This window comes from Agarivorans aestuarii (assembly GCF_019670125.1).
In the GTDB taxonomy this organism is placed as follows: Bacteria; Pseudomonadota; Gammaproteobacteria; order Enterobacterales; family Celerinatantimonadaceae; genus Agarivorans; species Agarivorans aestuarii.
In genome coordinates, this window is sequence record NZ_AP023033.1 from 3332541 (window position 1) to 3345829 (window position 13289).

General features: G+C 44.5%; 10 protein-coding genes. 6 read left to right on the forward strand and 4 right to left on the reverse strand.

What is annotated here, in order from left to right; genetic code table 11:
- The first annotated feature begins 277 nt into the window (after positions 1-277).
- The 5 genes from K5609_RS15500 (at position 278) to arsJ (ending at position 5522) form a co-directional block, all read left to right on the forward strand.
- Positions 278-1507 (forward strand): putative glycoside hydrolase family 15 protein, encoded by a 1230-nt coding sequence (locus K5609_RS15500; RefSeq protein ID WP_221074434.1) that lies wholly within the window; start codon positions 278-280, stop codon positions 1505-1507.
- 218 nt (positions 1508-1725) lie between these two features.
- Positions 1726-2520, forward strand: a complete 795-nt coding sequence (locus K5609_RS15505) for a metalloregulator ArsR/SmtB family transcription factor (protein ID WP_221074435.1) — start codon at positions 1726-1728, stop codon at positions 2518-2520.
- Positions 2521-2529: 9 nt separating this feature from the next.
- Positions 2530-3024 (forward strand): phosphatase domain-containing putative toxin, encoded by a 495-nt coding sequence (locus K5609_RS15510; protein WP_221074436.1) that lies wholly within the window; start codon positions 2530-2532, stop codon positions 3022-3024.
- A gap of 11 nt (positions 3025-3035) precedes the next feature.
- Positions 3036-4046 (forward strand): ArsJ-associated glyceraldehyde-3-phosphate dehydrogenase, encoded by a 1011-nt coding sequence (locus K5609_RS15515; RefSeq protein WP_221074437.1) that lies wholly within the window; start codon positions 3036-3038, stop codon positions 4044-4046.
- Positions 4047-4316: 270 nt separating this feature from the next.
- Positions 4317-5522, forward strand: a complete 1206-nt coding sequence (arsJ, locus tag K5609_RS15520) for an organoarsenical effux MFS transporter ArsJ (protein ID WP_221074438.1) — start codon at positions 4317-4319, stop codon at positions 5520-5522.
- Positions 5523-5587: 65 nt separating this feature from the next.
- Here the strand turns inward: arsJ and K5609_RS15525 are convergent, their stop codons facing one another.
- From K5609_RS15525 to K5609_RS15540, 4 genes are all read right to left on the reverse strand, one after another.
- Entirely contained in the window at positions 5588-6331 is a 744-nt protein-coding gene (locus K5609_RS15525; RefSeq protein ID WP_221074439.1) for a metallophosphoesterase family protein, read from the reverse strand.
- Positions 6332-6498: 167 nt separating this feature from the next.
- The gene (locus K5609_RS15530) at positions 6499-7374 is read right to left on the reverse strand and encodes a carboxypeptidase-like regulatory domain-containing protein (protein WP_221074440.1); all 876 of its coding nucleotides are present in this window, start codon (positions 7372-7374) and stop codon (positions 6499-6501) included.
- A gap of 693 nt (positions 7375-8067) precedes the next feature.
- Positions 8068-9081 (reverse strand): linear amide C-N hydrolase, encoded by a 1014-nt coding sequence (locus tag K5609_RS15535; protein WP_221074441.1) that lies wholly within the window; start codon positions 9079-9081, stop codon positions 8068-8070.
- A gap of 163 nt (positions 9082-9244) precedes the next feature.
- A complete protein-coding gene (locus tag K5609_RS15540; RefSeq protein WP_221074442.1) occupies positions 9245-10513 on the reverse strand; it encodes a DEAD/DEAH box helicase in 1269 nt (422 codons plus the stop codon).
- A 244-nt stretch (positions 10514-10757) separates the two neighbouring features.
- Between K5609_RS15540 and K5609_RS15545 the strand changes: the two genes are divergently transcribed.
- A complete protein-coding gene (locus K5609_RS15545) occupies positions 10758-13208 on the forward strand; it encodes an EAL domain-containing protein (protein ID WP_221074443.1) in 2451 nt (816 codons plus the stop codon).
- Positions 13209-13289 lie beyond the last annotated feature (81 nt).

Here is a 13289-nt window from a genome sequence, read left to right on the forward strand (position 1 = left end):
CCATTTAAACCCGATATGTTGTTTCAGCCTTAGCCAAATTTGGCTAGTTCTTAAAACTTAGCAAATCCCTTGTAAAACAACAGCCGAGATTGTCAGCAAATTTGCCAAAAATACACATGAAAGAAACCAAATCAAAATCAATCACAACTAAAAACAATATATTTGGCTAATTTTTAATGCATAGGCAGTTGATAAGTTCACACACAACACCTAATGTGCTGAAAAAATGAAAACCTAGACTAATCACAGTTTTATTCATTATCAGGAAAACACATAAATGAAACACCTTACACTTGCGCTAATTAGCACTGCACTTTTAGCCGCATGTGGTGGTGGAAGTGATGGCGGAACAAGCCCAACAACTACCTACACTACTGCTGAAAAAATTCAAAATAAGCCTACCGTTCCGGTATTTTCACCTTGGGGCGCCAATCAAGCCCCCAACAGCAACTGTGGGCAAGACACACTTTGGATGGATTGTGATACTACTGAAACACCCTATGCAATGGTTTGGGTTAATCGCGAAAGTCACGGTATGAATAGCAACTGGAAAACCGATGTTGCTAGCCCTTTAAGTGGCATGAGCGCTGAACAAATACAACGCTACACAACCGACCCAAATACCCTCTATATCGTTGCGCCTATGTGGAACTATTGGTTTGAACAGTGGAATACATTAGCTCCTAATATTTCTTATTACATGGATGAGCTTTTTCAACCTCATGAAGGCGATGATCTATGGGCGCGAGCCTATAACCTAAACATTCTAGATCCCGAGCTACATAGCTCGCTAGTTGAGAAAGCGACAAACATCAAAGCCGATGGTGGTAACGGCATACTGTTTGATTGGTGGCACAACGGTGCAGATGGACGCTGGGCAGGAGCAGAAGACGACCTTTTCACCGATGAAGAAGTGCAGCAAGCTCGCGTTGAGATTGCCCAAAAAATCCGTGCGGCCGTAGGCGAAGACTTTATTATCATGGGTAATACTAACTGGGCGATAAACGATCCATCGGCCGAGTACCTCTCAGGCGTATTCCTTGAGTTAGCAAAATCAACAACAGATACGCGCTACCCAACGTATAAAGAAGATGGGTCTAGTTCAATCGAAGAAATTGAAGAAGTAATCAGCTATTGGAATACCGCCTTATCGGGCCTAAAAGTCATTGCTGTAGAACCCTGGAATATCGGCGGTTATGAAGAGCGCCTAAGTGATGAGAATATACAACTAGCAGAGTTATTTACAGCAATGACGCTAGTGATTGCTGACAATGGCTATATTCTCTACCCCGACCAAAGTATTCACTCACACCAGTATTATGATGTTTTTCACACCGATTTAGGTAAACCAATCGGTGAGCAAATTGAAGTATCGGAAGGTGTTAGCTACAAAGAGTTTGAACAAGGCTATGCCATTTACAACCGAACAGATCTTGTATCTACGTTCGAAATTAATGGTGAAAACATTACGGTTCAGGGCTTATCTGGCCTCTTCTTAGTCAACTAATTCCGACAATTCATCACTCTTTAAGCCATCGTTAAGTTCACTACTTCGATGGCTTTTATGTTGCTAAAAGTGACCTTCCGCTAGACAAAATACCCAATTAACACCTTCTATCGACGTTGATTAGATGAAACTGAGTACTAGATTTTCGAAATATCGCTTGCGCAACCACAATATATGAAATATCGTATATATGCTTTTACGTATATTTGGTTACTGTAATGTTATCTGTATTGTTTTTATGTACCGCAAATGCTGCTCGCTCGCAGTTAGCCGAAGCCTTGGTTAACCAACGTTATGCAGAGCATTTTGTGGCTTATAGTGCTGGCACTCAGCCTAAGGGCATCGACCCTCGCACAGTTAAGCATTTGCAGGCTCAAGGCTTATCTAGCAGCGGCTTACGCAGCAAAACCATTGCGGAGCTCGAGCAAGATATTCAGCAGCAAACTCAGCGCCCTGCTCTGTTTAATTTCATCATTACCTTGTGTGACAGCGCCAAGCAAGAGTGTGCCTTACTGCCAAACGGCGCGGCCATTTTACATTGGAATTTACCTGATCCAGCCGAGCAGCAAGGCTTAGCCTTATTTGAACAAGTATTTTCAGACTTAGAGCTGCGCTTAGCCGAGTTTGTGCGCTTTAATCACAACCCACAGGCTGCGCTGCAAATAGAGCCCATCGACGTATTTAAGCAATTTAGCGACAATACTCGCTTGCAAATTTTAATGCTGATTGAAGACGAGCAACGCTTGAGTGTTAATCAGCTATGTACTGCCCTAAAAGTAAGCCAACCCAAAGTTTCACGCCATTTGGCGCTACTTCGCGAATGCCAATTATTGTCTACTACGCGCCAAGGCCAGCAGGTGTTTTACCATTTAAATCCACTGCTGCCCGAGTGGGTTGCGCAAACCCTCTCTACTACGCGCGTAGCCAACCCCAGTTACATTAACCAGCCGCTAACTCGAATCAGGCAGCCAGTTAATACCCAACTACAATCCCAATTAGTTAAACAAGATTAAGGTACGTTTATGTCTTCACATCCTATTTTTGCCGTTGATGTTAGCGATAATGCTCAACTACTGTTAACACCATGCCCTGGCACCAAAGGTGTCGATCTTTCTACCTCACTACAACAGCTTTGCTACAAAAACAGCCCTGCGCTCATTACTTTAATGACCAAGCAAGAGCTAGCCGACAACGACTTAAATGACTTACCCAAGCACTCGGTAACCTACGACATGCAGTGGTTCCACCTGCCTTTGGCCGACGACACCGTGCCAGATGAAGAATGGGAAGCGCAATTTCAAACACTGTTACCACGCTTTTTGCAGCTACTAAACAATGGCATGAACCTAACCATTCACTGTAAAGGTGGTAGCGGTCGCACTGGGCTATTAGCTGCACGCATTATGCTAGCAATGGGTTTTGATCTAGACGATGCCATTTCTAAAATTAAAGCAGTGCGCCCTAACGCGTTCAGCGTGCCCGCTCAACAGACTTACATTCAACAATTTGCCAAATAAGAGACCTTGCAATGACCATTAAAGTAGGAATTAACGGCTTTGGCCGTATTGGCCGCCTTGCCCTGCGCGCAGCTTTCGACTGGCCAGAGTTAGAGTTTGTAATGATTAACGATGTGGCAGGTAATGCCGAAACCCTAGGTCACTTGCTCGAGTTTGATTCTGTACAGGGGCGCTGGCACCACAGTGTTGAGCACAACGCCGATGGCATTGTTATAAACAACAAAACCATTAAATGCTACCAAGAAAAAGACGTAAGCAAAGTAGATTGGTCGGGCTGTGATGTGGTACTTGAGTCTACCGGTGTTCACCGCTCTAAAGCCAAATTAGCACCCTACCTAGCCCAAGGCGTTAAACGTGTTGTGGTATCCGCCCCGGTTAAAGAAGACGGCGTGGCCAATATTGTAGTGGGTGTGAATGACGATATTTTTGAGCCTAGCCAGCACCAAATTGTTACCGCCGCATCTTGCACCACCAACTGTTTGGCGCCAGTAATTAAGGTGATTCAACAGCACTTGGGCATTGAGTCTGGCTGCATGACCACCATTCACGACTTAACCAATACCCAAACCATACTCGATGCCCCACATAAAGATTTACGCCGTGCCCGCGCTTGTGGCATGTCGTTAATTCCTACTACCACTGGCAGCGCTAAAGCGATTTGCGATATTTTCCCAGAGTTAGACGGCAAGCTAAACGGACACGCTGTGCGCGTACCTTTAGCTAACGCTTCACTCACCGACATGGTGTTTACTCTAGATCGCGATAGCACCGCCGAAGAAGTAAATGGCCTATTTAAGCAAGCCAGCGAAGGTGAGCTAAAAGGCATTCTGGGTTACGAAGAAAAACCGCTTGTTTCTATTGACTACAAAGGTGACCAACGCTCTAGCATTGTAGATGCACAATCCACCATGATGGTGGGCAAACGCATGCTTAAAGTGTACGCCTGGTACGACAACGAAATGGGCTACGCAACCCGCACCAGCGAGCTTATTCGCAAAGTTGGTTTAGCAGATAAAAGCTAGGACCTGTTGAACCTTGCTGATGTTTTTTGCAGCAATTTATGAGCCATTTAGGCAAGGCAGTGAGTGTGCCGTTAAGTGGGCTTAATAATCACTCGCTAACGCTGAATAAATGGCTAATAAATGCTGCCCGAAGGGTTCAGATAAGCGAACTTTACTCTTTGTTGAGCACTTCTCGCTTAGCCCACTAGGCTTCAAAGTGCTCGCCGCAATTAAAGCCCGCTTATCTCGAACAAAATTTCAACACCAAAGATCAACAGGCCCTAGGCAAACATGATAAAAGCACTACCCCAACAGCTAAAACAGTACCTATTAGTTACCTTTAACTATTGGAACTTCACCATTACCGACGGCGCATTGCGCATGTTAGTGGTGCTGTATTTTCACCAGCTAGGTTACTCGGCGATTGCGATTGCCATGCTGTTCTTGTTTTACGAGTTTTTTGGGGTAGTGACCAATTTAATTGGTGGCTGGTTAGGGGCGCGTATTGGTCTTAACCACACCATGAACATTGGCTTGGCCATGCAAATTGTTGCCTTGTTGGCATTGGGTTTGCCCTCTGAGTTTTTATCTATTCCCTTAGTTATGGCAGCGCAAGCCTTGTCGGGCATAGCTAAAGATCTAAATAAAATGAGCGCTAAAAGCTCGATTAAGGGCTTAGTGAGCGGTGACCAACAACATAGCTTGTACAAATGGGTGGCCATTCTTACCGGCTCAAAAAACGCCCTAAAAGGCTTTGGCTTTTTTCTAGGTGGTGCGCTGCTTAACTTAATTGGCTTTCAGCTATCGATGCTGGCTATGGCGGCGGTATTGTTTGTGGTGCTGCTATTAAGCTTAAAACTGCTGGAAAAAGACTTAGGCAAAGCCAAGAGCAAACCTAAGTTCTCGCAAATATTTTCTAAAAGCCCACAAATCAATATTTTAGCAGCAGCCCGTTTATTCTTGTTTGCTGCCCGCGACGTATGGTTTGTAGTCGCGCTACCAGTGTATTTAGGTGCCAGCTTAAACTGGTCGCACATCGAAACCGGCACCTTTATGGCCGCGTGGGTAATCGCCTATGGCGTAGTGCAAGGCTTGGCTCCCAAAATCACCGGCAGCCAATCGGGCAAAGTGCCGGGACGAGGTGCAGCCTTAATCTGGGCACTATTGCTTAGCATTATTACTGGCATCCTCGCCTACTTAGTGCAACATGGCTGGCAGCCACAAGCCACTATAATCGTCGGTTTAATGCTATTTGGCATCGCCTTTGCCATTAACTCCTCACTGCACTCTTACTTAGTGGTGAGTTACGCCAGCGAAGACGGCGTATCCATGGACGTAGGCTTTTACTACATGGCCAATGCCATGGGGCGATTAGCGGGTACAGTACTGTCGGGCGTAGTATTTCAAATGGCCGGCCTTGCTGCCTGTTTATGGGTAAGCTTTGCCATGTTAGCGATATGCTGCGTGATTAGTGTAGCACTGCCGAAAGGTAGCTAGGGGCAAGTGAGTTTAGCAAGATAAAAGCATGCATTTGCATGCATGGCGCGTTTATAACTTGTGGGTTATAAGCCCCGTCCCGTGGTTAAGAAATGCACCCAATCCAGCCTATTTCTTTTCTTGGCTTCACGAGCCGCCTTATCATATGCGTAATCAACTTTTATGTGCTGAACCGACCAGCCTTCTTTATTATTTTCAACGATCGCATAAGTCGCATGATGGGAGAAACTTTCCATTGAATGAACGACCGGTTCATCGTCGGTATAAGCAGGTAGGCCAACACTCCCAGGGTTTACAACAAGCTGTTTTGTACTGGTTTTAACGGCCCTAGGTGTATGAGTATGACCACAAATAACAACGTCAGATTGAATGGTGCCGAGTAAGCTAACTATTTCGTTATCCGAACGAACAATTGCCCGACCACTATCAATGTTCTCTAAAAGGTAAGTTAAGTCATCATTGGGCGTGCCATGGCAAAGAAAAACATGCTCATTGAGTTGCAGATTGAAAGGCAAATTCCTCATCCATTTAAGCGGCTCAACACCAAGATCAGCAAGGATGAACTGCATTGTAGGGTTTGACGCGATCTCAACTGAGCTGGCTTCATATATCTGCCGATCTTGGTTGCCACGTACAGTAACAAGATCGTTCTCCATAAGAAGCTCAAAGGTAGACCTGGGAGCTATTGGTCCATAGAGAATATCACCGAGATTAACAACGACATCTGCGCCCCGCTTTCGAATATCGGCTAAAACGGCATCCAATGCATAAACATTGCTGTGAATATCTGATATGGCTGCTAATCGCACAAATTATCCTTAGGGTAACACTCTGAATTCAGGCATGAGCTACCCTGAAAACTAAACCATGGCTCCTTCAACGTCTACATCGTTATCTACAATGATAGATGAATCAGGCTTGATCTACACCCGAATAGGGTGTCGGCTGCACGACACCTTATTTTATAGACACACTTTTACTCAACAATTTCGAAATCAAACTCAAAGTGTTCTCTGTTTGTATTAGAAAGGAGACTTCCTTTACTATTTCTAGCCTCAACTTCAAAAGCATAGAAATAGCCGGGCTTTAGCTCAATCTCATACTGACTCAAATCCAATTCCGTTAAGGCAACTTTAGGCCTCATTGGCCAAATGAATAAGTTTGAACTTTTCCAAGAATTAGCATCAGCCTTTTCATATACTTGCACCGTATACTCGGCGGCTTCTGGATAAGGTTCCCATTTTAGAGTCACTTTTTCATTTTTGGAGTATTGGCTTTTATCTGATTTTTTGACAATTGGATCAACAAACCTGAATTTAAGCCCGCTACCTTTTTGACCTTCGACAACCTGAAATTGGTTTGTGGAATTCCTGTTTTCTGGATGTTCTATTTTGTTAGGAAGTACTTTATTAGCTACTAAATAATCTAGCTCGTAACCATCAATTCGATATTCTCCATAAGGAACGCTTACACGATAAATGCCATTCTCATCCGTAACAGCCCATTGACTCAAGACACTGCCGTTTAATGCCAAGCGTAACTTAAAACCTTTAAGTGGCTGACCATTTACCAAAGCCTCCCCTTCAATAACTCCTTGCCCGCTAGATAGCTCCCCACTTTTGTTATCTAAAAAACCACCTGAATAGGATCCACTAGAGCCTAGAAACCTTCCTGAGTTGCTTAGTAAAGGGGCTTCATCAACTATATGTTTGTTTGATTCTACAATTTCTTTTTCAAACCTACTTTCCAAAACGCTAGGTAGAATGAAATATATAGCGATAACCCAGATAGCCACGAAAGCTATACCAAATCCCGTACCAAAAACTACTCCGTTAAACAATTTTCTAAGCATCCCTTCTTCCTTTGAACTTAACACTTTATTATTGCTACCTTGCAAATTTGGCTATCTGGGCACTATAAAAATAAGAGCTAGCAACCTTCAAAAATCTAAAACAATCATACCCTAACAACACTTACAAAAATAACAACAAACTCAATAATTGAGTTTTCTCATGTTTGCTCTTCTCTCCCTTTCATTATCGCCGAGTCACGCAAGTACCAAGCGATTAAGCCGAGCAATGTTTGAGCGTAGCGAGTTGCGCAGGCACGCTTGGCACTGAGTAACGAGGAAATAAGATAATGCAGGGCAGCCTTTCTTTTGCTTCGTTTTCTTTGGCTGTTCAAAGAAAATGACGTCGCCGACAGGCGAAACTAACCACTGTAGTCTATTGTCAGCTCCCCTTCATTATCGCCGAGTCACGCAAGTACCAAGCGATTAAGCCGAGCAATGTTTGAGCGTAGCGAGTTGCGCAGGCGCGCTTGGCACTGAGTAACGAGGAAATAAGATAATGCGGGCGACCTTTCTTTTTGCTTCGTTAAGCTTTAGCCGCCAAAGCTTAATGAAGTCGCCGAAAGGCGAAATAAAGCACTCCAGCTAAAGCTTAATAACGTTGCCAACAGACGAAACCATCACCCTTTGTAGACAAACGAAACCAACAAAAAACGGGCCGCAGCCCGTTATAAGATAAACCCTGTTTCACAACACTTAATTGCTTAACTCATTGGTAAAAGTTGTGTTTGGCATTGGATTCTCACCTAGTACCACACGTTTGGCTTCACCTGCATCAAACATATCAAAGCTGTAGCTTTCTACCGCAAAGGTATGGGCGCGATCTAACATCATGGTTTTGTTAGTGCGGTCGGTGAATACTGTCCAAAGCGTTGGGAAAGTTGCGTTATCGGCATAGGGATCTTGCTGGTTGTAGCCAGAGAACGCTGCCGCTTGGGTGGCTTTCATTGAGATAAGCGCTTGCTGGCTATCAGTAATATTACGTTGATATAAATCTTCGGTACTTAGTTTGGCGCGTAGGCGACGGTCGGCTGCACGAATAGTGGCATTAGGTTCTACCTGTTCTTTATCTAGGTTTAAGTGAAAGTCAAAGGCTGGGTCGTTGCTCATATAGCTAGCACCGTGCTCGTTATACACTTTCATTTCGCCACCAATGTATTCCACAACTGCCACATCGCCCGATGCATCTACCAATTGAAAATGAACTGGCGGGTAAATAGCTTCGTCTTCATGGCCTGGAATACCGGTAATACCGGTAGGAATTACCTCTACTACTTTTAAGCCTTCTAGCGCTTCTGCTACCGTAGCGAAGTTATCTAATACGTAGTTTGGTACTTCGCCTGCATCTACGTTAGGCAGTTCGGCAGTATCGTCTTGAAACTGCGTTCCCGCTGCCGTACCTAAATACAAGATGCGCGCTTCTAAGCCTTTTTCATTGATGCCTTCGGCAACAGTTCCATGAGTAAATGATTCAATTTTAATGGCTGCATATTTTGCTTTGCTGCTTACGCCGTCGGTTTCGCTGTAGCTGTTGTTTATGCCACGGCCTTTGCCTACTACGGTAGCGTTGTCGTAACCGTTCCAGTCCATGGTGCGCATAGTTACTTGCGCTTCGCCATTATGATAAGCGGCAGTAGTGCATGCCTTAGCGGTTTGCATAAGGCCGAAAGTGCTTGCTGCAATGGTAAGTGCGATAAGTGTCTTGTTCATAATGTTAGCCTTTATTGAGTAACAATCTGTTGCGTTGATGGCTGTAGATTAACGCGACTAAATAAAAAGGCTGAATCAACAGCTTAAACCCAGGCTTACAGGTGAGACAAAACAAGCTGCCATTTGCGGCTTTACGCCACAGCGTCCCCTAGTCTGAAGCAGCCTACCTACGCCTATTGCCTTTTTTAGTTGATGACTTAGCACTGCGACCGCCCCGCCCTTTGCCACGGCCTTGTGGCTCTGGGTCGGGTTCGAAGTTTCCATAATCGTCATCATCTGCTGGGTGTGAAACCGCTTTGGGCTTGGGAGAAAAACCACGAATGATCTCCCCTTCAAGCTTGCGACCCATCAGCCGCTCTATGGCTTGTAGCCGTTTTTCTTCATCGTTGCTATACAGAGAAATTGCCAACCCCGATGCACCAGCGCGGCCGGTTCTGCCAATACGGTGTACGTAGTCTTCGGCCTCATAGGGAAGATCAAAGTTAATCACACAGGGAAGCTGGGCTACATCAATGCCGCGTGAGGCAATGTCGGTGGCAACCAGTACCTTAACGCTGCCATTTTTAAAGCCTTCTAGCACTTGAGTACGCGCATGCTGAGTTCGGTTAGCATGAATAGATGCTGCGCTAATTTTGGCTTTTTCTAGTTGAGTAACCAATACATCGGCACCCACTTTAGTGCGGCTAAATACCAATACCTGCGACCATTTGTTTTTTCTAAACAGATGAATCAGCAGTTCTGTTTTACGTGCTTTATCTACTGGGTGAAGCTTTTGCTTGATGTTGTCTAGCTTGTTTTGTTGATTGGCCACTTCAATCAACTGCGGATTATTTAACATGCCTTTAGCCAGCGATTTAATCTGCTTAGAAAAGGTAGCGGAGAATAGTAAAGTTTGGCGCGTTTTAGGAAGTAATGATTGGATATGGCTAATTTCGTCAATAAAGCCAAGATCTAACATGCGGTCGGCTTCATCCAATACCAATATCTCTAGCTGGTCAAAGCTCACTGCTTGTTGCTGATAAAGATCGATTAAGCGACCCGGCGTGGCCACCAACGCATCGGCACCCTCTAACAGCTGGGCTTTTTGCGGCTCGATTCTCACGCCGCCATAAACGGCAGCCACGCTAAGCTTCATATATTGGCTATAGTTTTTAACACTCTCGGCCACTTGAGCGGCTAACTCTCGAGTTGGCGTAAGCACCAAAGCGCGAATTTGTTTTGGCTGTGGTTTAGTGCCGTTTGCCAATAGCTGCAACATAGGCAAAGTGAACCCGGCCGTTTTACCGGTACCGGTATCGGCTACAGCCATTAGATCTCGCCCGCTAAGTGCTAGGGGTATGGCTTTAAGCTGAATTGGAGATGGCGTGTTATAGCGCTGCTCTTGCACCGCTTGTAACAACTCATCACACAAGCCTATTGCGTTAAATGACATACACACCTTTTAAATATTAAATACGCCGCCATGATACCCCGTGTGGGAGAGCAAAAATCAGTTATTTTTTGGCAAAGGTCTATTAGCAGCAAAAAAGAGCAAATATGAGCTAGCGCAAACCATTGGTAATAATGGCACCAGTTTGTCAGTAGCTTAACTCAAGGTTTGCTAGAGTTTAAGTGAGTAATCTAATTGTTATTTGTAATGACAAGCACAAACCTAATGCATCACTGAGAGCTGCAAAATGATAGTTGATGAATCTTCATTTCAAAAAGTTAAAGGTTTTGCTCCACAAGCATGGTCAATTGACTTACAAAACAACAGCTTTACCTGCCCGCATCAGCTTATTGCGATGTTAGGCTATCCTACTCAATCAGTATTAACGCTTTCCCAGCTATTTGCAGCCTTTGAAAAGACCCAACTTGCGCTGCTTAAAAAGCACATTAAACAAGTAATGGAAACCGGTAAGCCGATAATTCAAACAGCTATTCTGAACGCTTATCAGCATCGCTATATCGCCGAAATAGTCATTAATGCCCTACCAGCCAACGACAAAGTAATTACTGGCACCATTGAATTAAAGCAGTATTTCCTTACTAAACAACAAGAACTGGCATTTTTAAAACAGGTTTTTGCTCAGTCTAATGAAGGCCTAATGATTGCAGATTTAAATCACACCATTTTGCTGGTGAACAAGGCATGGTGTAACAACACGGGTTACCAAGAGCATGAGTTATTAGGCCAGCCAGCCTCGATACTTAAAAGCGGCCGCTATACTAAACCGTTTTATCAGAAACTGTGGAGCCACATAGATGAGCATAAAATTTGGACTGGCGAGCTATTAGCAAAAACCAAACAAGGTGAGGTATACGCTCACGAAGCGCGCATTCAACGGATTGATTTGCCAGGCGAAGAACATGTTTATGTTTCATCGAGTCACCGCCTTGATACCTCTACCGATTTATGGGACGAAGACGATCCCAATGCTAAATCAAAAGTGCATGTTCCCGACAAGAACGCGTTCAACAAAAAGTTAAATGCCGAATACAAACAGCTTAATAATGAAGTCACCATTGTGGGGCTGGTATTTAGCGTTAGCTTAGCTCAATCCACCAGCGTAATGACGCGCCAATGGTTGGTGGCGCAGCGTTTTAGTCAGCTTAGTCAAAGCGGTCACTTGGGCATACTAAACGAGAAGATGTTTGCAGCCTATTGGGTTGTGCCCAAAAAAATGGAAGACATTGAGCACACCTTAAAAAACGCTTTAAATGTGCTTGAAGGCCACAATAGCTATGAAGATATTGGCCTATCAGCCACGGTGCACGGTGGAGCATCGGTATTGCAAATTGATGCTTCATCGCCTTCGCAAATGCTCGCACATGCTAGCCAAGCACTGATTGCTAATAGCCAAGGTGACGAGTCGTCTTTGTATTATTTTGACCGGCGCTTATCTAAACGCTTTAATCGCAAAGCCACCTTAGCTACCTTGCTTAGGCAAGCTCTCGCCGCCAACCAAGTTGAAGCCTACTACCAACCCATCGTTGCCCTGCCCGAACTAAAGATTGTTAAATTTGAAGCATTATGCCGAGTAAAATTAGATACCCAACTGCCTTATAGCATTCAAGAACTTATTGAAATAGCGGAAGAATACAACTGGATTGATCAAATAGATGCGGCGGTCACTAAACAAGCCTTACACGATTTACCCTTGCTGCAACGCCACTACCACAACGACAACATTGGCATGTCGATTAATCGCTCGGTAGTTAATGATAGGGTTTCTCACTGCTGCCTGGAAGATACCTTGAAAATCTTTGAAGCCAGCGATATCGACTTAGGCCTTATTACTTTAGAGCTTACCGAGTCAGCCTACTTTGATGATTCTTACTACCACGCGGAGTGGCTGGAAAAGCTTAAGGCCCGCAACATTGCCATTGCGCTGGACGACTTTGGTACTGGCTACTCTTCGTTTTCTTACTTACGCCAAATACCGGTGAACATCGTAAAAATTGACCGCTCCTTTGTCTCGGGGCTCACGGAAGAATCTAATGAATACGCAATGATAGATATGCTGTGCAAGCTCACCCATAAAATGGGGGGAAAAGTTATCGCAGAAGGTGTAGAAACCCAACAAGAGCTTTACCTACTCTCCAAGATGAATGTTGATATGCTGCAAGGCTATATTTTTAGTAAACCTCGCAGCCTAGAACAAATTCTAAATAGCAATAACGACCCTGTGTATAGGCAGCTCTTACAGAACTTATACCAAGACAACGTGGTAAATGCACAAACCATTATGCGCCGTGACTTTCCAAAAATTGGTCCAGACCAAAAACTCAACATTGCTCTAGAAAAGTTTGAAATACACAACTCGAGACATTTGCTAGTAATTGAAAATAGCCACTGCTTGGGCGTGCTGCACCAAAGCGGTGTGAGTGCTGCCATTAGCCCCTACCTTAATACCAAAGGTGAGCAAAATCGCGACTTAATGACTCTAAACAAGCGCGCCCATCAGGTAATGAGCAAAGACTTTTTGCAAGTAAGTTTAGATACTTCCTTCGACCAACTATTCGAGCAGTTTGTTAATCAACCCTACACCGTGGTGGCGGTAACGGGGCCCAATGGGGTTTGCTTGGGCTTAATAATGTTAGAAGACATGTTGCTTAAACACCGTGAGCACCAAAACAGCCACTAGAATTGTAAATTTGTCAGCCAATGATGCTTTAAACTGATGCTTTGCGGTAAACTTTTGGCATATTCACTTTACTAAGATAGT